The 24,112-nt window shown below is 64.3% G+C and carries 25 protein-coding genes and 1 tRNA gene; 18 read left to right on the top strand and 8 right to left on the bottom strand.

Annotated features, from left to right (window positions below):
* Positions 1-12 precede the first annotated feature (12 nt).
* Both cysS and rlmB read left to right on the top strand, forming a co-directional pair.
* Positions 13-1,431, top strand: a complete 1,419-nt coding sequence (gene cysS, locus AOP77_RS10460; protein ID WP_062213493.1) for a cysteine--tRNA ligase — start codon at positions 13-15, stop codon at positions 1,429-1,431.
* Positions 1,432-1,457: 26 nt separating this feature from the next.
* Entirely contained in the window at positions 1,458-2,426 is a 969-nt protein-coding gene (rlmB, locus tag AOP77_RS10455) for a 23S rRNA (guanosine(2251)-2'-O)-methyltransferase RlmB (protein ID WP_062213372.1), read from the top strand.
* Here rlmB and AOP77_RS10450 read toward each other — a convergent pair.
* Positions 2,423-3,874 carry a DUF4032 domain-containing protein gene (locus AOP77_RS10450; protein WP_084622542.1) on the bottom strand — a complete coding sequence of 484 codons (1,452 nt, stop codon included), beginning with the start codon at positions 3,872-3,874 and terminating at the stop codon, positions 2,423-2,425. The two genes, rlmB and AOP77_RS10450, sit on opposite strands and share 4 nt — an antisense overlap.
* Positions 3,875-3,997: 123 nt before the next feature.
* Positions 3,998-5,155 carry an ABC transporter ATP-binding protein gene (locus tag AOP77_RS10445; protein ID WP_062213370.1) on the bottom strand — a complete coding sequence of 386 codons (1,158 nt, stop codon included), beginning with the start codon at positions 5,153-5,155 and terminating at the stop codon, positions 3,998-4,000.
* Between the two features lie 167 nt (positions 5,156-5,322).
* Between AOP77_RS10445 and AOP77_RS10440 the strand changes: the two genes are divergently transcribed.
* The 7 genes from AOP77_RS10440 (at position 5,323) to AOP77_RS10410 (ending at position 10,780) form a co-directional block, all read left to right on the top strand.
* Positions 5,323-6,933 (top strand): serine/threonine-protein kinase, encoded by a 1,611-nt coding sequence (locus tag AOP77_RS10440; protein WP_062213368.1) that lies wholly within the window; start codon positions 5,323-5,325, stop codon positions 6,931-6,933.
* Between the two features lie 144 nt (positions 6,934-7,077).
* Positions 7,078-7,635 (top strand): MauE/DoxX family redox-associated membrane protein, encoded by a 558-nt coding sequence (locus AOP77_RS10435; protein ID WP_062213365.1) that lies wholly within the window; start codon positions 7,078-7,080, stop codon positions 7,633-7,635.
* Positions 7,636-7,638: 3 nt separating this feature from the next.
* The gene (locus tag AOP77_RS10430; RefSeq protein WP_062213361.1) at positions 7,639-8,415 is read left to right on the top strand and encodes a DsbA family protein; all 777 of its coding nucleotides are present in this window, start codon (positions 7,639-7,641) and stop codon (positions 8,413-8,415) included.
* Positions 8,416-8,574: 159 nt separating this feature from the next.
* Positions 8,575-8,647 (top strand) — tRNA-Thr (locus tag AOP77_RS10425).
* 304 nt (positions 8,648-8,951) lie between these two features.
* Positions 8,952-9,362 carry a hypothetical protein gene (locus AOP77_RS10420; RefSeq protein ID WP_062213358.1) on the top strand — a complete coding sequence of 137 codons (411 nt, stop codon included), beginning with the start codon at positions 8,952-8,954 and terminating at the stop codon, positions 9,360-9,362.
* A 27-nt stretch (positions 9,363-9,389) separates the two neighbouring features.
* Positions 9,390-10,010 carry a signal peptidase I gene (locus AOP77_RS10415; RefSeq protein WP_062213354.1) on the top strand — a complete coding sequence of 207 codons (621 nt, stop codon included), beginning with the start codon at positions 9,390-9,392 and terminating at the stop codon, positions 10,008-10,010.
* A complete protein-coding gene (locus AOP77_RS10410; protein WP_062213351.1) occupies positions 10,007-10,780 on the top strand; it encodes a hypothetical protein in 774 nt (257 codons plus the stop codon). Before AOP77_RS10415 ends, AOP77_RS10410 begins: the two co-directional genes overlap by 4 nt.
* Before the next feature lie 6 nt (positions 10,781-10,786).
* Here AOP77_RS10410 and AOP77_RS10405 read toward each other — a convergent pair whose 3' ends face one another.
* Positions 10,787-11,458, bottom strand: coding sequence for a uracil-DNA glycosylase (locus AOP77_RS10405; RefSeq protein ID WP_062213349.1), 672 nt, complete (start codon positions 11,456-11,458; stop codon positions 10,787-10,789).
* A gap of 272 nt (positions 11,459-11,730) precedes the next feature.
* Here AOP77_RS10405 and AOP77_RS10400 point away from each other — a divergent pair, with 272 nt between their 5' ends.
* The 3 genes from AOP77_RS10400 (at position 11,731) to groL (ending at position 14,535) form a co-directional block, all read left to right on the top strand.
* Entirely contained in the window at positions 11,731-12,036 is a 306-nt protein-coding gene (locus AOP77_RS10400) for a DUF3263 domain-containing protein (protein WP_062213348.1), read from the top strand.
* 9 nt (positions 12,037-12,045) lie between these two features.
* Positions 12,046-12,663 carry a LytR C-terminal domain-containing protein gene (locus AOP77_RS10395; protein ID WP_062213347.1) on the top strand — a complete coding sequence of 206 codons (618 nt, stop codon included), beginning with the start codon at positions 12,046-12,048 and terminating at the stop codon, positions 12,661-12,663.
* A gap of 243 nt (positions 12,664-12,906) precedes the next feature.
* On the top strand, positions 12,907-14,535 hold the full coding sequence (groL, locus tag AOP77_RS10390) for a chaperonin GroEL (protein ID WP_062213344.1): 1,629 nt from the start codon (positions 12,907-12,909) through the stop codon (positions 14,533-14,535).
* A gap of 105 nt (positions 14,536-14,640) precedes the next feature.
* On the opposite strand, the gene AOP77_RS10385 is transcribed toward groL, so the two are convergent.
* From AOP77_RS10385 to AOP77_RS10375, 3 genes are all read right to left on the bottom strand, one after another.
* Positions 14,641-14,916, bottom strand: coding sequence for a DUF4031 domain-containing protein (locus AOP77_RS10385; RefSeq protein WP_062213340.1), 276 nt, complete (start codon positions 14,914-14,916; stop codon positions 14,641-14,643).
* Between the two features lie 34 nt (positions 14,917-14,950).
* Entirely contained in the window at positions 14,951-15,241 is a 291-nt protein-coding gene (locus tag AOP77_RS10380) for a WXG100 family type VII secretion target (protein ID WP_062213337.1), read from the bottom strand.
* Positions 15,242-15,365: 124 nt separating this feature from the next.
* Positions 15,366-16,073, bottom strand: a complete 708-nt coding sequence (locus AOP77_RS10375; RefSeq protein ID WP_062213335.1) for an HD domain-containing protein — start codon at positions 16,071-16,073, stop codon at positions 15,366-15,368.
* A gap of 196 nt (positions 16,074-16,269) precedes the next feature.
* On the opposite strand from AOP77_RS10375, the gene AOP77_RS10370 reads away from it, so the two are divergent.
* Genes AOP77_RS10370 through AOP77_RS10360 form a run of 3 tightly spaced genes read left to right on the top strand, consistent with a single transcriptional unit; the run spans position 16,270 to position 18,893 of the window.
* Positions 16,270-16,653: a cold-shock protein gene (locus AOP77_RS10370; protein WP_061962912.1), complete on the top strand. Its 384-nt coding sequence runs from the start codon at positions 16,270-16,272 to the stop codon at positions 16,651-16,653.
* A gap of 6 nt (positions 16,654-16,659) precedes the next feature.
* A complete protein-coding gene (locus tag AOP77_RS10365; RefSeq protein ID WP_062213331.1) occupies positions 16,660-17,667 on the top strand; it encodes a DUF3027 domain-containing protein in 1,008 nt (335 codons plus the stop codon).
* 8 nt (positions 17,668-17,675) lie between these two features.
* Entirely contained in the window at positions 17,676-18,893 is a 1,218-nt protein-coding gene (locus AOP77_RS10360; protein WP_062213325.1) for an MFS transporter, read from the top strand.
* On the opposite strand, the gene AOP77_RS10355 is transcribed toward AOP77_RS10360, so the two are convergent.
* Entirely contained in the window at positions 18,890-19,714 is an 825-nt protein-coding gene (locus tag AOP77_RS10355; RefSeq protein ID WP_062213320.1) for a CAP domain-containing protein, read from the bottom strand. The genes AOP77_RS10360 and AOP77_RS10355 overlap by 4 nt on opposite strands.
* The gene (gene serC / locus AOP77_RS10350; protein WP_062213317.1) at positions 19,711-20,835 is read right to left on the bottom strand and encodes a phosphoserine transaminase; all 1,125 of its coding nucleotides are present in this window, start codon (positions 20,833-20,835) and stop codon (positions 19,711-19,713) included. The genes AOP77_RS10355 and serC overlap by 4 nt, the downstream gene beginning before the upstream one ends.
* Between serC and manA the strand changes: the two genes are divergently transcribed.
* From manA to AOP77_RS10335, 3 genes are read left to right on the top strand one after another with little or no spacing between them, the layout of a single operon-like run.
* Positions 20,819-22,075: a mannose-6-phosphate isomerase, class I gene (manA, locus tag AOP77_RS10345; protein WP_084622563.1), complete on the top strand. Its 1,257-nt coding sequence runs from the start codon at positions 20,819-20,821 to the stop codon at positions 22,073-22,075. The two genes, serC and manA, sit on opposite strands and share 17 nt — an antisense overlap.
* 10 nt (positions 22,076-22,085) lie before the next feature.
* A complete protein-coding gene (locus AOP77_RS10340) occupies positions 22,086-23,420 on the top strand; it encodes a UDP-glucose dehydrogenase family protein (protein ID WP_062213311.1) in 1,335 nt (444 codons plus the stop codon).
* Positions 23,417-24,100 (top strand): metal-dependent transcriptional regulator, encoded by a 684-nt coding sequence (locus AOP77_RS10335; protein ID WP_062213309.1) that lies wholly within the window; start codon positions 23,417-23,419, stop codon positions 24,098-24,100. The genes AOP77_RS10340 and AOP77_RS10335 overlap by 4 nt, the downstream gene beginning before the upstream one ends.
* The last annotated feature ends 12 nt before the right edge of the window (positions 24,101-24,112 follow it).

The following is a 24,112-nucleotide window of genomic DNA, read 5'->3' as shown; positions in this document are numbered from 1 at the left end:
AGCCTGAACCCCGTGACCTTGCATCTGTATGACACCGCGACGCGCTCCGAGCGCGCCTTTACGCCCTTGGTTGCCGGCAAGGTGGGCATCTACCTGTGTGGGGCGACGGTCCAGAGCTCGCCGCACGTGGGCCACATGCGCTCCGCTGTGGCGCTCGACGTGCTTCAGCGCTGGCTCGAGCGCAGCGGCAACGACGTGACCTTGGTGCGCAATGTCACGGACATCGACGACAAGATTCTGGCCAAGGCGGCGGAGAACAACGAGGAGTGGTGGGCGCGCGCGCTGCGCTACGAGCGCGAGTTCTCCCACGCGTACACGGCACTCGGCGTTAAGTACCCGGCCGCCGAGCCGCGTGCGACCGGCCACATCCAGCAGATGGTGCAACTGATCCAGCGCATTGTCGACAACGGCCACGGCTATGAGCACGAGGGGTCCGTCTACTTCGACGTGCGCTCACTGCCCGACTATGGGTCGCTGACCAACCAGGCGCTCGACGACCTGACGCCCGCAACTGACTCGCCCGCCGAACACAAGCGTGACCCGCGAGACTTTGCCCTGTGGAAGGCGCGCAAGGACTCCGAGCCGGAGACCGCGTCGTGGGACTCGCCCTGGGGGCCCGGACGTCCCGCGTGGCACATCGAGTGCTCGGCCATGGCTAAGCGCTACCTAGGCGACGAGTTCGACATCCACGGCGGCGGGCTCGACCTGCGCTTCCCACACCACGAGAACGAGCTGGCGCAGTCGCGCGCGGCTGGAGACCGCTTTGCCCGGCTGTGGATGCACTCCGCTTGGGTGACGCAGTCCGGCGCCAAGATGTCTAAGTCGCTCGGCAACGGCCTGCTGGTGTCCGAGGTGTTAGACCAGTACCACCCCGCCGCGCTGCGGTTAGCGCTGGCGGGCGTTCACTACCGGTCGATGCTCGAGTACGCGGACTCCACACTCGACGATGCCACAGCCACCTGGGCGCGGTTGTCCGGCTTCGTATTGCGCGCCAGCGATCGCGTGGGTGCGCCCACCGCAGAGCAAGTCTGGGTCGCGGAACTCCCCGAGGCCTTCGTGACGGCGATGGACGACGACCTGTCGGTGCCGCGCGCGTTCGCGCACATTCACGAGACGGTGCGTGCCGGAAACGCGGCACTCACCTCCGGTGACGATGAAGCCGCACGGTCGGCCCTCCTGTCGGTGCGCGCGATGCTTGACGTGCTGGGGCTCGACCCCGCCTCGGTCCAGTGGCGCGACGACTCGTCCACCACCGGTGCCCTGGTTGCACTGGACTCCCTGGTACGTGCCGACATTGAGGCACGTTCCGACGCACGCGCGAACAAGGACTGGGCCGCGGCGGATGCCATACGCGACCGCCTTGCGGCCGCGAATATCGTCATTGAAGACAGTGCCGATGGCGCGCGCTGGTCGCTCGCGGCAGACGACTAGCCATTTGGCTAGGTAGGCTTCGCACTATGGCAGGTAACTCACAGCGCAAGGGCGCAATTCGTAAGTCGGGCTCCAAGAAGGGCCAGCAGGTCGGCACCGGTGGCCACCAGCGGCGCGCCCTCGAGGGCAAGGGCCCCACTCCCAAGGCATCCGATCGTCCAAACCACAAGGCCTACAAGGCCAAGGTACGGGCGGAGAAGGAGGAGGCCAAGCGTCCCCAGGGTCGTACGCCCAAGGCCGCCCCGCGCGACCGCACTTCCGGGTCGCTCGAGCTCGTCATCGGGCGTAACAGCACGCTCGAGGCATTGCGCATGGGAATGCCAGCGCACGTTCTGCACGTGTTCAACCGCATCGACGCCGATGACCGCGTCACCGAGATTGTGTCCCTTGCGGTCGAGCAGGGTGTCGAGGTTCGCGAGGTCACCAAGGGTTCGCTCGACCTTCTCTCCGACGGCACGCGTCACCAGGGGATCGCGCTCGAGGTGCCCACGTATGAGTACCTGCAGTATCAAGACCTGCTCGATAACTCCGATGGTCCCGCACGCATCGTTGCGCTCGACTCGATACAGGATCCCCGCAACCTCGGCGCGATCATGCGCTCGGCCGCAGCCTTTGGTGCGACCGGAGTCGTCATTCCCGAGCGCCGCGCAGCCGGCGTAACCGTCGCGGCCTGGAAAGTGTCGGCTGGTGCAGCTGCGCGTCTACCCGTGGCCCGGGCCGTCAACCTGGTGCGAGCCCTCGAGGACTACAAGAAGGCTGGACTCTTTGTCGTGGGCCTGGACGCCGGGGGAGAGGTCGACCTGCACGAGTCGCAGCTGCTCGACGGGCCGCTCGTCATTGTGGTGGGTTCCGAGGGCGCCGGGCTGTCGCGACTGGTGCGCGAGACCTGCGACCAGATCGTTTCCATCCCCATCGTGGCGACTACGGAGAGCCTCAACGCCTCGGTTGCCGCATCAATCGCGCTCTACGAGGCAAAGCGAGCGCTGCAGGCTTAGTCTCGCTCGCTGCCCGGCACTTTGTGCGCCGGGGGCTCGCGCTTGGTCGACTGACGCGTGACCGTCGGAGCGGATGATGGTGCGTCGTCGGCATCCGCAGCGGAGTCCTCGTCGTCAATGGCTCCGCCCCAGGCGCCGGTGTTGTCGCCCTCGAAGATGGGGGTCTCCTGCGACCGTGCCTCCACCTCGGCGGTCAGCGCGGGCAGGTCGGCTGTCATCTCTGCAGCATTGAGCTCGGAGGCAGGAGTGCCCAGCACGGACTGCTCGTCGGGGCGGTTAGGCAATACGTTCTTGACGTAGGAGGCGACAGCGACGGGCATCGCCACGTCGTGATCAGCGGCCTCGGCGAGGAACCAACGGTGGTCGAGCACCTCGTGGAATACTTGCGCGGGCTCGAGCTTCTTGCGGAACTCGCGTGGCACCGCGCGCACAGTGGGCTCGAAAACCTTCATGAGCCACTGGTGGGCCGAGTAGCCCTCGTCCTCAGACGGGTGCGAGACCAGCATGCGGTACTCGTCCAGGTCATTAAGGAGGCGTCTGGCCTGGTTTTCTTGGACGTCTAGGCCGGTGAGGCGCATGAGGCGGCGTGCGTGGTGCCCGGCGTCGACTACCTTGGCGCGCATCACTAGAGCCTCGCCGTCGTCAGTTTCGCGCATGTCCATCTCGCTGACGTCAAAGCCCAGTTCGTTGAGTTCCTTCACCCGGTTGGCGATGCGGAGCGGGATGTTGGACGTGTAAGTCGCGGTTTGCGTCAGCGCCTCCCAGAGTTCGTCGTAGCGCTCCTGAAGGCGATCGGCGATGGCCATGGGGTCAACGGTGTCCTCGAGGTGTCCCTGCGCCTCCAGGTCCATGAGTTCGCCGATGATGTTCATCCGGGCAATCTCGGTGTCGTAGGAGCGCTGCCCCTCGCTCAGTGCGGCGTGGAGGTCGCCGGTCTCCGCATCTACCAGGTACGCCGTGAACTCGGCCGCGTCGCGCCTAAATAGTGCGTTGGAGAGCGACACGTCGCCCCAGTAGAAGCCCAGCAAGTGGAGGCGGACCAGCAGCACTGCGAGAGCGTCCACGAACCTCGTGGTGGTTTCTTCGCGCAGCGCCTGCGAGAACAGTGAGCGGTAGGGGAGTGAGAACTGCAGGTGTTCGGTGATGAGCGCTGCCTCTAGTGGCTCGCCCAAGGCGTTGGTGCGGCCGGACACTACCGCCAGGGGCACCACGCCCGGCGCTCCCAAACGCTGTAGCTCGCGCAGCATGACGAACTCTCGCTCGGCGATAGTCGCGTTGGTCTCCTTAATGGCGACCACCTTGTCCGCCAGCTTGACGAATCGCACCACGTGGCGCGAGATGCCGCGGGGAAGCGCCGCAATCTGGTCGGTGGGCCACTGCTCCAGCGGCAGGGACCAGGGCAGGGTCATGAACTCGGGGTGACCGGCTCCGTTGATGTGTAGCGGCATACCGTCAGCGTAGCGAAGGCGATCCTGCGCGCCTCACCAGCCGCCACAGCATCGGGCATAAAAAACCCTGGGGCGGACAGAAAATCTGTCCGCCCCAGGGCGTCACTCGTGAAAGCGGAAGTGCTACTTAACGATCGCGTCCTGGTGGATCGTCGGGGCGTTCAGGCGGTCACCTGTGGCTGCGGAGAACACGTGCTGCTCGCCACCGCGAATGGTCACCCAGATGGTGTCGCCCTTGGCGGGGACGTCGCGGGGATCGATGCGGACAACAACCTGCGAGTCGCCGGCAGCAAAGTGGAGATCCTTGCTCTCGCCGAACTCGTTGGGGATGGAGCCGTAGACGAACGCGTCAGAGCCGAGCTCCTCAACAATGTCAACCTCGATCGGGATAGCGCCTTCAGCGTTCGGGGCAGCACGGTCGAGTGACTCGGGACGGAAGCCCAGCACGACGTGGTTCTTGTCGTCGGCCTTCAGCTGTGCAATGGCATCGCGCGTCAGGGTGACCTTGGCACGGCCAACCTGAGCCTGGCCATCAAACACCTGGTAGGTGCCCAAGTTCATCGCGGGCGAGCCGATGAAGCCTGCGACGAACACGTTCTTGGGGGTGTCGTACATGTCGCGCGGGGTGCCGACCTGCTGGAGCACGCCATCCTTGAGGACCGCGATGCGGTCACCCATGGTGAGTGCCTCAGTCTGGTCGTGCGTAACGTAGACCGTGGTGGTGCCGAGGCGACGCTGGAGAGCGGCGATCTGGGTACGCGTCTGGACGCGCAACTTGGCGTCAAGGTTGGACAGCGGCTCATCCATGAGGAATACCTGCGGCTGGCGGACGATGGCGCGACCCATGGCCACACGCTGACGCTGACCACCTGAGAGAGCCTTGGGCTTGCGGTCCAGGTACTCGGTGAGGTCCAGGATCTTGGCGGCGTCTTCAACCCGGCTGCGGATCTCGGACTTGTCGATCTTGGCGATCTTGAGCGCGAATCCCATGTTGTCCGCTACCGACATGTGAGGGTAGAGGGCGTAGGACTGGAACACCATCGCGATGTCGCGGTCCTTGGGCTGCACGTGGGTGACGTCGCGGTCGCCGACCCAGATGGCGCCGTCGTCAATGTCCTCGAGGCCCGCGAGCATGCGAAGCGACGTTGACTTACCGCAACCGGAGGGGCCGACCATGACGAGGAATTCCCCGTCAGCGATGTCGATGTTGAGCTTGTCTACTGCGGGACGCTCGGTTCCGGGGTAGATGCGCGAGGCGCCGTCATAAGTGACTGTAGCCATGATTGATAAATCCCTTCACTGGCAGGTACGTGCCAGACGATCCGTGGTGAAGAGTGCCGAGGTGGTGTCCACTGTGACACTTGCTTACGGCCGCATCGGTGCGGCCGTGCAACCATCTTGCCACAGCGGTGCGTTCCGGCCAAGCGTGTGAACGGTAGCGTAAGTGCATGGCAAGCGTGGATCGACGAGTCGGCGAGAGCATCGGTGGCTACCAAGTGACGGGTGTTTTGGGACGTGGAGGCTCGGGCGCGGTCTACCGGGTCACCGACGATGCGGGAACTCCAGCAGCTCTCAAACTAGTTGATGCCAGGGCCGATGCCGTGGCCGCCACTCGCCTCGAGCGTGAGGTGGCGGCGCTGCAGTCCATGCGGCACGAGGCGGTGCCGCGCGTGATCGACGCCGAGCTGGACGCGGATGAAACTTTCGTAGTGTTCGAGTTGGTCCCCGGCGATTCTCTCTTTCACTATGTGCAGGAGAACGGCCCGCTCCAGGGCGAGCAACTAGCCTCCTTCGCCGAGCGCATGGCGAGCGCACTCGAGGCCGCGCACGCTGCCGGCGTAGTGCACCGCGACGTCACGCCCTCGAACGTCATGATGGGCCCCGATGGTCCCGTGCTCATCGACTTTGGGCTGTCGCACCGTCAGGAGGACGAGCGGCTGACGCGCGACGGGCTCGTCAGTGGCACCGCTGGGTACGTTGCGCCCGAGGTGATTGACGGCGCGGACCCCGGTCCCGTCGCCGACGATTGGTCGTGGGCGGCTACGGTCGCTTATGCGATGAGCGGCACGGCGCCGTTTGGCTCGGGCTCCAAGTCCATCGGCCGCACCCTCGACGGTGACCTCACCATCGCCCAGGTGCCCGGCGCGGAGGCGGTAGCTGCAGCGCTGGGCCGCGACATCGGTGCTCGACCCGGAATGCGTGACGTGGTCGCCGCCCTTCGGGGTGCCACCACCGTGATGGAGCGCGGCGGAGGCGAGCACGCGCTCGCCGCCACCTCCGTCATGGCTGCCGCGGCTCCCACTGGCACCCAGTTCATTGACGTCAGCGGCACTGCGGATGCGGCCGATGCCCCGGGCAGTTGGGAGACCGCCACCAGCGGCTCGCTGACGGCAGGGGATGGCCGGGACGACCCGTCCGACGCGGCCGAGAGTTTCGACGTTGATTCCACCGGAGCATCCGCCCACTTCTCCCCGCGACGGCGGACCATGCTGCTGGCCTGGGGAGGGGCACTCGCGGCGGGCGCCGCCGTCGCTCCGGTGGTCGCCTTTGGCACGATGGTCGTGCTCGCAATCTTCGCGCGCGCCGCTTTCCGCCGGCACCAGGCATTAAGTGCGACCCGTTCGCGTAAGGGGGTGCGACGGGGTGACACCGTGGTCCACACCATCGGCCTGCCTTGGTACCTGTTGCGAGCCGCCGCCGAACTGGTGCCGTCACTGCTGCTCTCCGCTGCCGCCGGCGCGGGAACAGCTGCAGCAGGGTGGTGGCTAGTGAGTGAAGAGCATGTCGCCACTGGTACCGCAGCGGGGCAGTCGTGGGGACACGCAATCGCACTCGCGGGTGGGGCGGTGATCGCGATGGTGGTGCTGGCGTGGGGTCCACTGACGGGTGGGACACGTGAGGGCGCGCACCGCATCGCTTACGCAGTCGCGCCGACTCGGAGCATCGCGACGTTGTGGGTGGTCGTGGCGCTTGCCGCCGTGGGAATTGCTGTCGTGACGACGTATTTGCAGGCCGACATCTGGTGGTGGCCGTTGCCGCCAGTTCCCGATTCCGCGTAGCCGGAGGACCGGGGTTCGCGCCGCCGGGAACTTGCGCGCAATACTGTACGTTGAGCCGACAACCGAGTTGCCACAACAGAGTTGTTCGGGGCGCTGCCGTATACCTGGCGCGTGAGCCGCTAAACATAGCTGAGAGGAACGCACGTGACTGGCAAGCAAGGATGGTTGACTGCCCAGCCGTGGTTGAGTCTGGTGGTGCGCCTCGCGATGGCAGGCATCCTCATCTTTGCCGCGATCCCCAAGCTCGACGACCTGCCCGGCTCGGTCCGCGCGGTCCGCGCCTACCGGCTGCTTCCCGAGGCCGTGGTTCCGATGGTCGGCAACCTGCTGCCATTCCTCGAGCTGCTTCTCGCAGCGTTGCTAATTCTCGGGTTGTTTACGCGCCTCGCGTCGATTGTGTGGCTGGTGATGATGGTGGGCTTCACCATCGGTGTGATCTGGGTGTGGGCCAAGGGCTACTCGATCGACTGCGGCTGCTTTGGCGGCGGCGGCGACGTGCCCGAGGGCACCACCAACTACCCCCTACATTTGGCGGAGAGACTTGGCTTTAGCGCGCTGGGCGCCTATCTGTTGATCTTCCCCCGTAGCAAGTTTTCGCTCGACGGATGGATGAATCCGACCGCATACAATTTTGACCAAGACAACAGCGACCAAGACAGCGTCGCTCAGAACGATGTGGCTCAGACCCCGGAAGGATCCTGAAACATGGCAAGCAAGAACGAAAAGGCAGCACAGGCGCGTGCCCTCGCGCAGGCACAGGTGCACCAGAAGGAACGCAAGTCCACGATGATCATCATTGCCGCCTCAGTGGTGGGATTGTTGATTTTTGGTGGGATTGTGTTCTTCATTGTCAACAGCTCCAAGATTCCCGCGTTGACCGATGCCGGGGCAGTCCTTCCCGCCGGCTCTGATGAGACGGGTGGTATTCCAGTGGGTTCCACCGGAACTGTAGGGGTCGACGTTCCGGGAGACGACGTTACTCGTGTCGACATCTATGAAGACTTCATGTGCCCCATCTGCAACCAGTTCGAGCAGACCAACGCCGCCGACCTTGACGAGTTACGTGAGGCCGGCGAGATCTCGGTCTACTACCACCCCATCTCTATCCTTGACCGGGTATCGCTCGGCACGGACTACTCGACGCGAGCGGCTAATGCGGCCGCCACCATTGCCGACCAGTCGCCTGAGCACTTCCACGAGTTCGCGGAGGCGCTTTACGCCAACCAGCCCGAAGAGAACACCGAGGGCCTGAGCGACGCCACCATGGCGGACATCGCCGTGTCGGTAGGCGTGTCGCAGGACGTTGCCAACTCGATTGCCGACGGCGACTTCCGCAAGTGGGTTGCCGCAGCAACGGACCAAGCCTCGCAGGATGGCATGTCGGGAACTCCGACCGTCATGGTCAACCGCGAGATCCTCGATCAGACTGAGGTGTCCTACTTCAACCCGGGCACGCTTAAGGCCTACCTCGAGTCGCTCTAGCCGCGAACTCAGATTCGTCCGCACCCCTTAGCGCGGTGTCATCGAACGTTCCTCACTCGGGGTTCCCTGCGATGGCAACGATGGGTGCGGGCGTTTCTGTGTTTTGGCAAGAGGCGCTCGAATGAGAGAATAGGCGCGCGATCCTCGTGATCGCGCTTCGCTGGCATGGCGCAATTGGTAGCGCACCCGACTTGTAATCGGGAGGTTGTGGGTTCAAGTCCCACTGCCAGCTCAAATCTTTGCGGAATGTATTTTCGGAACCATAATTCCGATTTGACCCGAATGCCTGGTAATTGGTGCACGGCACCAAAACGAAGGCGCATACTACACACTGTGAGACTGCCCTCTGGAACAAAATCTCTGTGACATGCGTCATAGTTACGGATCTCACTGGTCTCATGTAGTGGAAGTGCCTCCCTTGATGGGTGCACGACCTTGAGTAGTACTTAACTACGCAACCTTCATCCACGGGGGCACGCACGGCCAAAAACAGCCGCGCGCCACAAACTCATCACACTCAAAGGACAGAAATAGTCATGGCCAAGAACAACAAGCGCAAGTACGCGGCAATCGCACTCGGCATCGTCGGCATCGCCGGCCTCGGCCTCGCCTCGGCTGCGCAGCTCACCGTCAACCAGAGCTCGCCGCTCGTGGGAATCGGTACCGACAACGGTTGCGACACCAACGGTGTTGACGTGAGCTACACCAGTTCCTTCGCGAACAACGCGTTCAAGGTTGACACCGTTAAGGTCAGCGGCATCGACGCGAACTGCGCTAACAAGACGATCACCGTCTACGTGCAGAACAACGCCGCTACACCCGTGACCCTCGGCACCGCCGCTGGTAACATCACCGGCACGTCCGTCACGCTGACGCCCACCCCCACGTCGCCTGCGACCAAGATTGACCCCGCGAACGTCTACGGCGCCGCTGTCTCGATTAGCTAGTCACTCCTAGGCAAGCGAGGCGCCCCCATGACGTCCACCCTTGAGACGCAGATCACCGACGGCTTTACTAGCCGCCGGTGGTTCCGCGTACTCAAATCGGTGCTGGCATGGGGGCTTCTCCTTGTCGTGGCCTTCTTCATCTGGCCGTCCAACCTGGGTGGAGGAACTACTTCCATCGTGGTCAATGGCCGGTCGATGGAACCCACGTATCACACCGGCGACATTGTGGCCGCCCGTAAGGGCGACCCGCAGATCGGCGACGTGGTGGTCTACTCCACTCCGGAATTGAGTGGAGGCAAGATTGTGCACCGCATCATCGGCGGGGACGGTGAAACAGGCTGGGATATCCAGGGAGACAACAACGACTTCGTCGACCCTTTCCACCCCACCAACGACGAAGTACTTGGCATCGCCAAGCTGCATTTCCCTGCAGTAGGCAAGATTGCGGGAATCTTGAGCAGCCCCCTCGTGTGGGGCAGCATGCTACTCATCGCGTTCGGCCTCGTCATCTGGCCCTCCAAGGAGTGCCCTGAGTTGCCCGAGGGCGAGGCTGGCGACGGCGGCCATGACTCCACCGCCGATGATGCCGGTGCCTCGGAAGGTTCGGCCCTCCCGCCCACCTCTGAGCCGGGTCAGGTACGCGAGTGACGCGCCGGCTGGGTGGCTCCCTTGCCGCGGCCGTTGCCGCGCTCATCATCTTCCTCTTTGCCCTCGCGGTGGCGACGCCCGCGTCGGCCGCACAACTTACGGTGAAGAACTCGCGCCCCGTGACGGACACCGCAGCGAGGTGCACCGCGGGTAGCGTTTCAAGTACAGCGCCCGCTGCGAGTACGTCGAGCACTACTGTGCGACTTTCCGCCATCCCTACTACATGTGCAGGTAAGTCAGTGTCGGTGACACTCGTCGGGACGAACGGCCAGGTGATCTCGACGGGCAACCTTGCGAGTGCCGTGGCTGGTGTCAACAACGTGACTGTGGGATCGCACAGCACCGCCCAGATCGCTAGCGTGGCGGTCTTCTTCAATGGTTGGTGGGTCAACAACAATTGGACGCCACCTACCTCAAATTCTCCCGCCACCTGTGTTCCGATGGACGCTGCAGGGAACGTAGTGTCAGGCAGTTGCTCCGTGACGTCAATCAACGCGAGTGACCAATATGGGTCACCGGGTGCGCGTTACGCCAACGTTTACGTCACGGTTTCTAGTTCCGCGCCGCGGGCCAGAGTCACATTTGACTTCTCCAAGTCGCCATTCCCCGGCTGGACCCCGGCGGGAGTGACCAAGGCCAACTTCGAAGCCGCGCCGGAAACAACGTGTTCGACGCTGCCGGTCCTCACTCTGAACACGCCCACCTGGAACGGCACTTACTATCTCCAGATCACTCAGACCTCGCAAGGTGACGTCTGCCCTGGTCCTTAACTGACCTCAGTGATCGACGCCCCAGCGAATTGCGGTGCCAGATTCTGCGATCAAGTGGTTGTTCGACCGTGAGAACGGCCGGGACCCAAAGAACCCACGCCTCGCGCTGAGCGGACTCGGGTGGGCACTCGCGATTATCGGCACATCTCCTAACAGCGGCGCCACGGACTGCGCGTCTTTGCCCCAGAGGACCGCGACTAGCGGCTCGCTGCGTGCTGCGAGTGCTCGGATTGCCTGATCGGTCACCATCTCCCAGCCGATGCGCCGGTGCGAACCAACCTCGCCTGCCCGCACGCTCAGCACGCGGTTGAGCAGTAACACTCCCTGTTCGGTCCATCCGGACAGGTCGCCGCCGTCCAGAATGTCGCCGGTGTCCGCGGCCAATTCGGTAGCGATGTTCGTCAGCGACCGCGGCATCGGCCGTCCGGGGGCGACGGAGAAACTTAGGCCCACCGCGTCCCCCGGGGTGGGGTACGGATCCTGGCCGACGATGAGCACGCGCACGTCGGCCATTGGCTGCTGGAACGCGCGCATGATGTGCGGCGCAGGCGGCAGAATCTGAAGTCCGGAGGCTCGCTCGTGGTCAAGAGTCCGCCCAATCTCCGTGAGGTGCTCGGCGACGGGTTCCAGCGCCGCGGCCCAATCACGTGCCATGCCATCGCGCCACCAATCGCTCATAGCGCCAGGGTATAGGTGCCCTGCACCGCACAGCTCCCCTATACGTCCGCACCCTAAGTCACCCGTTGCCGACTCGCGGCACGCATGAGCAACGAGACCCACAGCCGATGGAGGGTGCGGACGTAGGTTGTGGCCGGATTCAGGGATGTGTATGAGCGCCAAGAGCGGCGCGACGGGTGTGCCTGAATGACATGGCTGTGGTTCGCCGCTAAGGTGAGGTCGACATCGCTATGCAAACTCGCGGCGATCTGAGTGTGGAGAAAGGAGGCGTCGTGGCGGACAACGTAGTCAGAATCTCCGACGCCCAGCCTCATCCTGCCCCACGGTTGAGCGAGCGCGATGCCGATATTCTGTCCTTTGAGCGTCAGTGGTGGAAGTACGCGGGCGCGAAGGAAGACGCGATACGGGCGTTGTTTTCAATGTCGGGCACCCAGTATTACCAGGTGCTCAACGCGCTGATCGACACGGAGGCCGCGCTGGCCCACGACCCCATGTTGGTGAAGCGACTGCGAAGGATGCGTGCGGCGCGCCAACGCGGACGCGTCACCCGTACCTGGGGTGCAGAGACTCACGGGTAAGGTTTTCACGTGCCAGAAAATTATGAGCCTGACGAATTCGACCAGATTGCCCAAGCCGGTGGTCCCGTTGGCGTGCACCGTGCGCCCCGCAAGTGGTACGTGCGGTTGCTACCTGCACTCATCGTCTTCATCGTGGCCGGACTCATCGCATACGTGTTTGCGACCTTCCTCTGGAACCAGGACAACAACCCCCAGCCGGGCGCATCGGCAACTCCGAGTGTGACGGCGACCGAGAGCGTGGCGCCTAGCCCCACCGCGACGACGTCCGACGCCCCTTCGGCCACCCCGAGCGAGACTGCCGAGCCGGAACCCTCCGAGACCGCCGAGCCCGAACCCGTGATTATTTACGACGCGCAGATCCACGTGCGGAACGGCTCGGGTATCTCGGGCCTTGCTGGCGAGCAGGAGCAGAAGCTCGAGGACGCCGACTACACCGAAGTCGCTGCGAATAACATCAACTCTTCGCTGATCCCCGATGGCACGAACACGGTGACCTACACCGAGGACCGACTGAAGGACACCGCTGAAGACGTCGCAGAGACGCTCGGCATCGATGCGGTTCAGGGTGGCGGTACTCCAGGCGGCGCCGAGATTGAGGTCCTGCTCGCCTCGGACCCCGACGCCTAACAGCAGTCAGTAGCGCCGATGCGCGGGCGGGCTGATATCCGCCGTGGGCGGAACGCGCGCTCGTGGCTTGCACTCGGCGGTCCAGAGTGCCAAAATCAGACTTAGCACTCTCGACCCGAGAGTGCTAATAGACCTCGGTTGTGTCGTTGAGGTGCTTGTGTCTGCGAGTGACGTGAACTCGTGGACCGGCATCGTCCGTCGCGGGCAGCGCACAACCAAAACCCATCGGAAGAGGATTTACCCATGGCAAAGATCATTGCCTTCGATGAAGAGGCCCGCCGCGGCATGGAGCGGGGCATGAATGCCCTCGCTGATGCTGTCAAGGTCACCCTCGGCCCCAAGGGCCGCAACGTAGTACTCGAGAAGAGCTGGGGCGCACCCACCATCACGAACGATGGTGTGTCGATCGCCAAGGAAATCGAGCTCGAAGAGCCTTTCGAGAAGATTGGCGCCGAGCTCGTCAAGGAAGTTGCCAAGAAGACCGACGATGTTGCCGGTGACGGCACCACCACGGCCACTGTGCTCGCACAGGCACTGGTAACGCAGGGTCTACGCAACGTCGCAGCCGGCGCCAACCCGATCGCCCTCAAGAAGGGCATCGAGAAGGCCGTCGAGGCTGTCACCGTGGAGCTGCTCAAGGCTGCCAAGGAAGTTGAGACCAAGGAAGAGATCGCAGCGACCGCTGGCATCTCCGCTGGCGACCCCGCCATCGGTGAGCTCATCGCCGAGGCGATGGACAAGGTCGGCAAGGAAGGCGTCATCACCGTCGAGGAGTCCAGCGCGCTGGGCCTCGAGCTGGAGCTGACCGAGGGCATGCGCTTCGACAAGGGCTTCCTGTCCGCTTACTTCGTCACCGACCCTGAGCGTCAGGAAGTTGTCCTCGAGGACGCATACGTGCTCCTGGTCGAGTCGAAGATTGCCAACATCAAGGACGTCCTGCCCCTGCTTGAGAAGGTCATGCAGGCAGGAAAGCCGCTGTTCATCATTGCCGAGGACATCGAGGGCGAAGCCCTCGCGACCCTGGTCGTGAACAAGATCCGTGGCACGTTCAAGGCTGCAGCTGTTAAGGCTCCTGGCTTTGGCGACCGTCGCAAGGCGATGCTGCAGGACATGGCCGTCCTCACGGGCGGTACCGTCATCTCCGAGTCAGTCGGCCTGTCGCTCGACACCGCGGGCCTCGAGCTCCTGGGTCAGGCACGCAAGGTTGTTGTGACCAAGGACGAGACCACGATTGTCGAGGGAGCCGGCGAGGCCGAGCTCATCGAGGGTCGCGTTCGTCAGATCCGTGCCGAGATCGAGAACTCGGACTCCGACTACGACCGCGAGAAGCTGCAGGAGCGCCTGGCCAAGCTGGCCGGTGGCGTTGCAGTCATCAAGGCCGGAGCCGCGACCGAGGTCGAGCTCAAGGAGCGCAAGCACCGCATCGAAGACGCCGTGCGTAACGCCAAGGCAGCAGTTGAAGAGGGAATCGTCGCCGGTGGTGGCGTTGCCCTGATTCAGGCCGGAGCAATCGCATTCCAGAACCTGCACCTTGAGGGTGACGAGGCCACTGGCGCTCGCATCGTCGAGTTGTCGGTTGGTGCTCCTCTGCGCCAGATCGCCATCAACGCTGGCCTCGAAGGTGGAGTTGTAGTCGAGAAGGTCAAGACCCTACCCACCGGACACGGCCTCAACGCCGCGACCGGCGAGTACGAGGACCTCCTCGCTGCTGGCGTGAACGACCCGGTAAAGGTGACGCGCTCTGCTCTGCAGAACGCTGCATCCATCGCGGCACTGTTCCTCACCACCGAAGCGGTGGTGGCGAACAAGCCCGAGCCCGAGTCCAACATGGGCGGCGGCGGCGCACCCGACATGGGTGGCATGGGCTTCTAGTCCAGACAGTAGTTTAAGGCGGCGAGGTGCCGTGCTCGGGGCGGTCAGGTTTGATCCCCTCGAACGGCACCTCGCCGCTTTTTCTATGCCCGGAGTGACTCGAGGCTATGACCGGCCGTGGCGCGCCGCTGATGTGATTCGTAGGCCAGAGGCGCGCAGGCGCTTCACCAACTCGCGCCCGTCCACGAGCTGGGCGCCCTGCGCCTGAAGCTGCTCGTAGCGTTCGGCTGGCACGTCGTAGTGGTCAAGGTCAAAGCCGCGCTGGGGGATGCCGGCGGCTCGCGCGAACGCGTGCAGCTCGTCGAGTGAGGTATCGGAGACCAAGTGTCCCCACACGGTGCCGTGGTTGGGCCACAACGGGGGATCGATCAGCACGCTCACGCGACGAGCCTACGTCACGGCGCGGGAGCCCCCGCTAGCGCGCAAAGAGCTTCGAGGCCTGCGTCTCGGCGGCTTCATATTCGGTCGCCGCCTGGCCCAGGGCCACGCCCATGGAGTCCAAGGCGGACTCTACCTGGGCCTGTGCCGCACGCCACTGCTCGAGTACGCCGTTGAATGCTGTTGCGGCCCCGCCTTGCCAGGTGCCCTCAAGGGCATAGAGGGTGCTCATAAGTCCTGCGACCTCCACCCGAATGTTCTCCCCGGACTGGGTCGCGCGCTGCGCCCCACGCGAGATCTCTGCCGCGTCTACGTTGTACTGCGTCATCGTTCCTCCTTAGGTTTCGAACCCAGTGTTGGGTCCTTCCCCGAGGCTAGAAGCGAAGTGGGCCCGAGCATCGGCCGCAGAACCAATCTGTGGATAAATAGGCGCGGTTAGCGCCGACCCCGAACTAGGACGCGTCTGCAGCGCCGATGCGGTCCAGGGCCTTCTCGATGCGCGACGCCTCTCCAGCGAGGTTCTGGCGCGCACGTTCCTCCCACGTGCCACCAAGGGGGGAGACATACAACTGCTGACGCGCGAGCAACTTCTTGACGATGGACTGGCGAGCTTCGAGGAACTTGCGGTCGGGAATATGCGAATACTCCGCGCGCACGTCACGGAGGTACTCCTTGTAACGCTGGGGGTCGGAGGCAAGCACGGCAAGGTCCGCGTCGCACAGCACTGCACAGTCTGAACTTGAGGGATCCAGGGTGTGGCGAGCGAGCGCCTTGACCATGGTGGTCACATCGTTGATCGACTCTGTGGGGAGGCCCAGCGCGGAAAGTTCCTCGCGCGCGAACTCAGCACTGGCGTCCTCGTCCTCTCCGCCGCGGTGTGCGTACGCGGCCGCCTCGTCCGAGGAGAAGATTGCGCCGTGATACCAGGCAGCCAGCCGCACGGCGTGAGGCTTATGGGTCTCTTGCTGGAGTTCGTCCACATGCTGAAGCAAGTCGACCAGGTGGCGCACGTTGTGGAAGTGCCGCGACGGTTCTTCCCAGCGTGCCAACAGGCGACTAGCGGCAGCCAGGATCTCGCTCTGCGATGCGGTGGCCCCGGCCCCCGTCGCCGCGCGGGCATACACGGGAAGCAACCACGTGGGTGTTGCGGTGGGGGCCATGGTCTCCTCAGACTTCGTAAAAGGGCGATGCGTGTTACTTCAGTGTGCCGCCGCGCAGGGTGCCGCGCCAAATGCAACGCCGCACGGCACACTACCCGGTTGGCGCGCGCAGTGGGAACGTGGCTCGTATCGGAACGTCCGGCTAGACTGGGGCACGGCGTCGAACAAGCGGCGCGCTGATTGACGCGAGGTTAATGTGCCCACGGGAAAAGTGAAGTTCTACGACGCCGACAAGGGGTTTGGCTTCATCCAGAGCGACGCAGGTGAAGAAGTGTTTCTGCACGCCTCCGCGCTTCCTGGCGATGTCACCAACCCGCGCAAGGGCGCCAAGGTCGAGTACAGCGTTGCTGATGGCCGCCGCGGCCCCCAGGCACTGTCCGTCACGATGCTCGAGCCCGTGCAGTCGACCGCACAGAACCTTCGTAAGCCCGCCGATGACATGACCGTCATTGTCGAGGACCTCATCAAAATGCTCGACGGCGTCTCTAATACGCTGCGCAAGGGCCGCTACCCGGAGCCCGCCAAGGGCAAGCAGGTAGCCGCCGTTTTGCGCGCCGTCGCCGAGCAGCTAGACGCTTAGGACTACATGGATACCGTTCTTGACCAAGCAATCGATATTGCCCGCGAGGCAGCAGTCGAGACCGCGAACGATGACGCTGCAGTGGGCGTGCACGTAGGCTCCGCCAAGGCGGGCGAGCGGTTGGTCACTCACCTCTTCGCCTGCACCCTGCAGGGGTATCACGGCTGGGTGTGGTCGGTCACGCTGGCGCGCGCCCCGCGGGCCAAGGCGGTCACTGTGTGCGAGTCCGAACTGATTCCCACGGACGATGCGCTTTTGGCGCCGGCCTGGATTCCGTGGGCCGATCGTGTCCAGCCTGGTGACCTCGACGCGAGCATGATGCTCCCCTTCGTCAAGGAGGATTCGCGACTGGTCCCAGGGTACGAGGCGACGGGCGACACTGACGCCGATGCCCTGGCTATTTACGAGTTTGGGCTTGGCCGCGAGCGCGTGCTTGGTCCCGAGGGGCGAGAGGACGTCGCCCAGCGTTGGGCTCGGGGCTCGCACGGCAAGACGGCGCCCTCCGCGATCGCGTCCGCCGCTCCTTGCTCGACCTGCGCGTTCTTTGTGCCGCTCACCGGATCGCTTCGCATGGCGTTCGGTGCTTGCACCAACGAGTGGTCCCAGTCCGACGGCCGCGTGGTCGCGGTCGACCACGGCTGTGGCGCACACTCGCAGACCGATGTCGAGCGCCAGCAGTCTCAGTGGCCCGAGACGGACCCCGTCTTTGAGAACGACGTGCCCGTTGCGTTCGACCTGGCCACCCCGGACCCCGAGCCCGAGGCTGACCCCAAGGTAGACGACGCCGTAGACGTCAGCGCCGTGCCCGATGCTGAGGCGACGACTGATGGCGACGCCAAGCCCGAAGCCGACGCAACGGTTGAGGTCGACGCAACGGTTGAGGTCGCCGACGCAGCATCGGCCGATGCCGTGGCTGAGCCAGTCGTTGAGCCTGTTGCCGACTCCCCGGCCGACGCGTCGCTCGACTCCCTTGAGGTCGCAGCAGAGACTAGCGCCGAACCCGACGCGAGGTAAGTCCGCCGATGGCGAGTAGCGAGCCGCGCCGCGAGGTGGTGCGTGACCTCGCAACGTCGACGTACATCCCCACGTTCCTTTCCGAGATCGGCATCGGCGCGGTTCTACCCGTGCTCGCGTTGTCGGTGCTGTCGTTCGACTACGACTCGGTCATCGCCTCGCTGGCCGTGGCCGCGTACGCGATAGGCCGCATCGTCGGCTCGGCTCTAGGCGGCCGGTTAGGCGCCGGGCTCGGCCCTGCGCGCGCGGCCATGGTCATGTTGGCCGTCCTCGCAGCCGGTGCTGCGGTATGTGCGGCCTCGCCGATGATCGTTCCCTTCGTGGTGGGCGCGCTGACCGTAGGAGTCGGCCACGCCGGATATCACATTGCCCGGCAGGGGCAGGTGAACGCCGCCGTGAGCGCGCAGTACAGGGCTCGCGCGCTGACCACGCTCGCAGGGGTGTGGCGCATCGCAAACTTTGTGGGCCCGCTCATGGGGGCGGCCATCATTGGGGTCTGGGGCATTCACTACGTTTACGTCGCAGCGGTGATTGCGGCTGTGGCGGCGATGATCGCGCTACGCCTGTCTCCGGCGTGGCACCTGCGCCGCGAGGCGGAGCCGGAGCAGAAGGTGTCGCCGCTCACAGTGGTCAAGGACAACGCCAAGGTGTTCCGCACTCTGGGAGTGGCGGTGGTGTTTACCGGCGCGGTGCGCGCCGCGCGACTCGTGGTTCTACCGCTGTGGGCCACTCACGTGGGCCTGAGCCCGCAGGTCGCCACCCTCATCTTTGGCATTAACGCAGCAGTGGACATGGTGCTCTTTTACCCCGCGGGTGTCGTGATGGATCGCTACGGACGAGTGTGGACCGCGGTGCCGTCTGCGCTCATGTTGGGCCTCGGCACCATTGCCCTCACGTGGACGTCAGGCGCGCTCGGGGTGACCCTCGCTGCCATTGCGCTGGGCATTGGCAACGGGTGGGGCTCGGGCCTGATCATGACGCTTGCCGCCGACGTCGCGCCGCGCGCCACCCGGTCGGTCTTCACCGGAGTGTGGAGCATCGCACAGGACGTGGGCGGCTTTATCGGACCAATGGTGGTGTCAGTGGGCGCCGCGATTGCACTACCGGTGGGGTTTTGGCTCGTGGGGGGCGCCGGAATTGCTACGGCATACGGCATGTATCGCTGGATCCCGCCGTGGCGGGGCAACCCCTCGCATCCGCAGCCGGTGACCTCCCTGGATCTCTAGCGGAAGTTCTGGGTGGTGTACCAGGTGGTTCCGTCAGAGGTCTTGGCGGTGCCCGCGCCCATAGTTGAGTACGACGGGTTCATCAGATTCAGGCAGTGCCCATTGGAGTACATCCAGTTTTTGTGTGCGCGGGCAATCGCGCTGCCCTCGCCCATGCCATTGCTCGAGTACGCCACGGCGACATTCTCGGCGCCCGGCCGGTTGGGGTTGTGCGCGAGTGCATCGTAGGGGGCGTCGGTCTTGGAATCCTTGGTCGCCATCGCCTTTGACCACGCGGTGGCCGCGGAGGCCAGCGACGATGACCAGCTGAGTTTGCCAATCCCCAGTCGCGCTCGTTCCTTGTTCGCCGCCGCGAGCAGCGCCTGAGGGCCGCCGGACGCCGTGTAGGGAGCCTTGGGGTTGGCGCAGTAGGCGGTGAAGTTCACTGACGCGGTCTTCTTTGCGGCTGGAGCCTTCTTGGAAGCGGTCGTCGTTGTCGCGGTGGTCGACGTAGACGCCGTCGAATTCTGTGTGGGCGACGCAGCCGCAGGCTTGGGGGCGACCACCGGCTTAGGAGGCGGAGGCAGCGTAACGGTCACGTCGTGAAAGGCGACCTTCGCATCGGCGAGCGTGCCGGGGGCGACTATCTCGGGCATCGGCGCCGGAGCATCTACTCGCGGGGTGGACCCGTCCGCAAGGTCGGCTGCGACGGGACCGGGGGCCCAGGTTCCCGCAGTGAGTAGCGCGGTGATCGCCACTGCGACGGGGATCGAACCTAGCAGGATGGTGTTGCCGTGGCGTCGGTGACGCCTGGGGCGGAAGTCATCCTGCTGTTCGGTCATGTCAGTAATCGCTCCACTAAGTAGTCAATGCTGCGGGTGAGAGCTGAGACGTCCTCCGGATCCACCGCGGGATACATCCCGATGCGAATCTGATTGCGGCCCAACTTCCGGTAAGGATCGACATCCACGACGCCATTGGCACGGAGGTGCTGGCGCAAAAGGGACGAATCCACCTTGTCGGCGAGCCCGATGGTAGCCACGACGGTCGAGCGGTTTGAAGGTTCTGTGACAAAAGCCTCAGTCCACGCACGCGACTCGGCCCATTCGTACACGGAGCGCGCGGATTGTGATGTGCGGTATGTCACAAAGTCCATCCCGCCGCCGGCCAACATCCACTCCAACTGCGCCCGCATGAGCACTAGCGTGGCGACGGCGGGGGTGTTGAGCGTCTGGTTCGCGCGCGAGTTTGTCAGGGCCGTCGCGAGCGACAGTGATTCGGGGATATAGCGTCCTGAGGCCGCGATGCGCTCGATGCGATCGATCGCCGCAGGGGAGACCAACGCAAACCAGATTCCGCCGTCGGACGCGAAGCTCTTTTGCGGCGCAAAGTAATAGACGTCGGCCTGGCGCGTCTCGAGGAACAGCCCGCCGGCGGCTGAGGTGCCGTCCACCACGGTGAGCGCGTCTCCGATCGCCGGAGGTCGTACTACCTGAACCATCGCCCCCGTAGAGGTCTCGTTGTGCGGCCACGCGTAGGTGTCGATGCCATCCTCGGCCTCGGGAAGGATGACCGTGCCGGGTTCGGCCGTGCGGACGGACGATGCTTCAAGGTAGGGCGCGGCGGTAGTCGCCTTAGCGAACTTCTGGCCGAACTCGCCGAACGCGGCGTGCTGCGCCTTGCGCTCAACAAGTGAGAAGGCGGCAGCATCCCAGAACATGGTGGATCCGCCATTGCCGAGCATGACCTCATAGCCATCAGGCACGTCAAAAAAGGAAGCAAGCATGGAGCGCACGTCGCCCACGAGGTCCTTGACGGGTGCCTGACGATGCGAGGTGCCCAACACTAGGGGCTGTGCCGCGACGAGAGCGTCGAGCTGCTCGCCACGAACCTTGGAGGGTCCAGAGCCAAAACGGCCGTCGGCGGGCAGGAGGTTGGCGGGGATCATGATCGGTTCAAACATGGCAACAGCGTACTGGGCGCGGCGAGGGTGGCATGATGGCTGGGTGTACTCGCTGAATCCATCCCTGCAGAACTACGCCTGGGGTCGCACCGACTCCATCCCCGAGCTGCTCGGAAGTGAGCCCAGCGACACTCCCGTGGCCGAGGCCTGGTGGGGCGCGCACCCCGCATCCCCGGCAACCGTGGACTGCGACGACCAGGCACTAGGGCTTGACGTTCTGATCGACCGCGACCCGAACCACGCGTTAGGCGTCGATGTCGCTCAGGAGTTTGATGGACGGCTGCCGTTCCTCCTGAAAGTGCTGGCGATTGACGCTCCCTTGTCGATCCAGGTACACCCCAGCATGGAGCAGGCCGCCGAGGGATTCGATATCGAAGAGGCCGCGGGAATACCGCCCACCTCACCGGCTCGGACCTTTCGCGATCGCTCGCACAAGCCCGAGATGATTGTGGCCCTCACCCCCATGACGGTGCTCGCGGGGTTTCGCGACCTGCCCGGGCTGCGCGGTGATTTGCACCTGCTGGGCAAGGATGGCGCGGCCCTGCTGGAGCTCGTGGAGAACGCCGAATCCCCCGCCTCAGCGGTGACTGCATATATAAGGAGTGTTTTGGCGCTTCCGAGGGGCGCTCACGTGGTCACTACCCTCGCGTCGCTGAACTCCAGCGCGGATCCTTCCGCCCAGGTGCGCGCCGCCTGTAGCGCGCTTGCGTCACATCCCGGCGACCCCGGCGCGCTGGTGGCGCTCGCGATGAACGTCCTTTACCTGCGCCCCGGCTCCGCATGCTTTGTTGGCGACGGTACGGTACACAGCTATCAGTCGGGCGTCGGCGTGGAGATCATGGCCAACTCTGACAATGTGGTGCGTGCCGGGCTCACCCCCAAGCCCATCAATGTGCCATTACTGCTCGACCTCATGAATGCGGTGCCGGCCACCGCCGAGAGGCCCGAACGCGTGACGGAAGGCGCGGTCACTATATATAGTGCGCCTGTCGCGGAGTTCGAACTGGCCTCGGTGAGCGGCGGCGATTGGACCGCCCCCGCCGGCCCACGCATCGTCCTCTCGCTAGCCGGTTCCACCACCGTGACCAGCGCTGACGAGGAGCGAGAACTCGCGTGTGGCGAGGCGGTGTTCGTGCCCTTTGGTGACGGCGAGATCACGGTGCGCACCCCCGGGCACGCAGTGATCGCCTCGGTTCCGCTCTCAGCGGCACGCGGAACCGGCGCCCCCACTGGCGACTAGGCTTGGCGGCATGCCAGAACGCATCTCCGTCTTCGGTACCGGGTACCTCGGTGCCACCCATGCTGCGGGAATGGCCGAGCTTGGCCACGAGGTCATTGGCGTGGATATTGATCCCGCCAAGATTGACCTCCTGCGCCGCGGTGAGGTCCCCTTTTTTGAACCAGGCTTAAGCGACGTGCTACGGCGCCATGTTGAATCGGGGCGCCTACGGTTCACCACAGACCCTCAAGAGGCTGCCGACTTTGCCGACGTGCACTTTATTGGCGTCGGAACTCCCCAGAAGAAGGGAGAGAACGCGGCCGACATGCGCTACGTGGACGCGGTCATTGAGACGCTCGGCCCGCTCCTGACACGCCCCGCCGTCATCCTCGGTAAGTCAACCGTTCCCGTCGGCACCGCCGCACGCCTTGCCGACCGGTTACGAGACATCGCTCCCGTCGGCGACGATGCTCAGCTGGGTTGGAATCCCGAGTTCCTGCGCGAAGGCTTCGCCGTGCAGGACACGCTGTTTCCCGACCGACTAGTCATTGGCGTGGACCCTCAGCGCCCTGGAAGGATCGAAGAGGCCGCCCGGCGTGTCTACGCGGCGATGTTGGAGCGCGACACTCCTTTCATTGTCACGGACTTGGCGACTTCGGAACTGGTCAAGGTGAGCGCCAACGCGTTCCTCGCTACGAAGATCTCCTTCATTAATGCAATTGCGGAGGTGTGCGAAGCCTCGGGCGGCGACGTCATTGCCCTCGCGGACGCGATCGGCCATGACGAGCGAATCGGCCGCAAATTCTTGGGCGCCGGACTGGGCTTTGGGGGCGGCTGTCTGCCCAAGGACATCCGCGCATTCATGGCTCGCGCCGGAGAGCTCGGAGTTGACCAAGCTTTGACCTTCCTGCGTGAAGTCGACAACGTGAACATGCGCCGTCGTGAGCACGCCGTGGAGCTGGCCACCCGTGTGGTGGGCGGCTCTTTGTCGGGTATCCACGTAGCGGTCCTTGGTGCGGCCTTTAAGCCACAGTCGGATGATGTCCGGGATTCGCCGGCCCTGGATGTCGCCGGAAGCCTGCACCTGCGCGGTGCTGACGTCCGTGTCTACGACCCAGAGGCAATGCGCAATGCGGCCGCCATCTGGCCCACGCTGACCTTCGCGGACAGCATCGATGACGCATGCCGTGGCGCGGATCTGGTGATTGTCGCGACGGAGTGGGGCGAGTTCAAGACCATGGATCCCGTGGTCCTGGCGGCCGCAGTTGGAAGCACAAGAATTATCGATGGACGTAACTGTTTGCCCTCGCAAGAATGGATCGATGCGGGTTGGGATTACTACGGAATGGGTAGGCACAGCGGATGAGTGACCTGATTGACACCACGGAGATGTACCTCCGCACCATCTACGAGTTGATCGAAGACGGTGTGACTCCGATGCGCGCGCGGATTGCCGAGCAACTAGGCCATGCGGGGCCCACCGTCTCGCAGACGATCGCGCGCATGGAGCGGGACGGCTTGGTGATCGTGTCTGGTGACCGTCACCTGGAGCTCACTGCGGAGGGCGAGGCCATCGCTGTACGCGTGATGCGCAAGCACCGCCTCGCGGAGCTGTTGCTGACCGATGTAGTGGGGCTAGAGCTGCCGTACGTGCACGAGGAGGCCTGCAGGTGGGAACACGTGATGAGCGACCGGGTCGAGCGGCGCTTGCTCGAGATCCTGGGTAACCCTCAAGTCTCGCCGTATGGGAACCCGATTCCCGGCCTCGCGGAACTTGGAATGAGCGAAGAGGCGGCCAAAAGTGCTCCCGGCGTGTCGCTAAATCAAATTATTTTGGACGGTGTGACTGAGGTCACCCTGGTACGCATCGGGGAGAACCCTCAGGCGGCACTTGGGTTCCTCGATGAGTCGGTCAAAGCAGGACTCGTACCTGGGGCGACGCTTCGCGTTGAGGCCGCCGATGATGACGTTTTGGTTACGACCGATAACGGTACGGTAACGATCACGCATGAAGCCGCTCGGCACGTTTTCGTCAGGGCCCATTAGGCAGGACACGAA

This window comes from Demequina oxidasica (assembly GCF_000975115.1).
GTDB classification, from domain to species: Bacteria; Actinomycetota; Actinomycetes; order Actinomycetales; family Demequinaceae; genus Demequina; species Demequina oxidasica.
The sequence above is the reverse complement of the archived record's forward strand: the minus strand, read 5'-3'. Positions and strand labels throughout refer to the sequence as shown.

Excerpts from the sequence above, each read along its gene's own strand:
- AOP77_RS10445 (WP_062213370.1), bottom strand. The coding sequence starts at position 5,155 with ATGGCTACAGTCACTTATGACGGCGCCTCGCGCATCTACCCCGGAACC.
- AOP77_RS10420 (WP_062213358.1), top strand. The coding sequence starts at position 8,952 with ATGGCCAAGAACAACAAGCGCAAGTACGCGGCAATCGCACTCGGCATC.
- AOP77_RS10430 (WP_062213361.1), top strand. The coding sequence starts at position 7,639 with ATGGCAAGCAAGAACGAAAAGGCAGCACAGGCGCGTGCCCTCGCGCAG.
- manA (WP_084622563.1), top strand. The coding sequence starts at position 20,819 with ATGATCGGTTCAAACATGGCAACAGCGTACTGGGCGCGGCGAGGGTGG.
- AOP77_RS10355 (WP_062213320.1), bottom strand. The coding sequence starts at position 19,714 with ATGACCGAACAGCAGGATGACTTCCGCCCCAGGCGTCACCGACGCCAC.
- AOP77_RS10340 (WP_062213311.1), top strand. The coding sequence starts at position 22,086 with ATGCCAGAACGCATCTCCGTCTTCGGTACCGGGTACCTCGGTGCCACC.
- groL (WP_062213344.1), top strand. The coding sequence starts at position 12,907 with ATGGCAAAGATCATTGCCTTCGATGAAGAGGCCCGCCGCGGCATGGAG.
- AOP77_RS10335 (WP_062213309.1), top strand. The coding sequence starts at position 23,417 with ATGAGTGACCTGATTGACACCACGGAGATGTACCTCCGCACCATCTAC.
- AOP77_RS10440 (WP_062213368.1), top strand. The coding sequence starts at position 5,323 with ATGGCAAGCGTGGATCGACGAGTCGGCGAGAGCATCGGTGGCTACCAA.
- AOP77_RS10375 (WP_062213335.1), bottom strand. The coding sequence starts at position 16,073 with ATGGCCCCCACCGCAACACCCACGTGGTTGCTTCCCGTGTATGCCCGC.
- serC (WP_062213317.1), bottom strand. The coding sequence starts at position 20,835 with ATGTTTGAACCGATCATGATCCCCGCCAACCTCCTGCCCGCCGACGGC.
- AOP77_RS10360 (WP_062213325.1), top strand. The coding sequence starts at position 17,676 with ATGGCGAGTAGCGAGCCGCGCCGCGAGGTGGTGCGTGACCTCGCAACG.
- AOP77_RS10405 (WP_062213349.1), bottom strand. The coding sequence starts at position 11,458 with ATGAGCGATTGGTGGCGCGATGGCATGGCACGTGATTGGGCCGCGGCG.
- AOP77_RS10380 (WP_062213337.1), bottom strand. The coding sequence starts at position 15,241 with ATGACGCAGTACAACGTAGACGCGGCAGAGATCTCGCGTGGGGCGCAG.
- AOP77_RS10450 (WP_084622542.1), bottom strand. The coding sequence starts at position 3,874 with ATGCCGCTACACATCAACGGAGCCGGTCACCCCGAGTTCATGACCCTG.
- rlmB (WP_062213372.1), top strand. The coding sequence starts at position 1,458 with ATGGCAGGTAACTCACAGCGCAAGGGCGCAATTCGTAAGTCGGGCTCC.
- AOP77_RS10365 (WP_062213331.1), top strand. The coding sequence starts at position 16,660 with ATGGATACCGTTCTTGACCAAGCAATCGATATTGCCCGCGAGGCAGCA.
- AOP77_RS10415 (WP_062213354.1), top strand. The coding sequence starts at position 9,390 with ATGACGTCCACCCTTGAGACGCAGATCACCGACGGCTTTACTAGCCGC.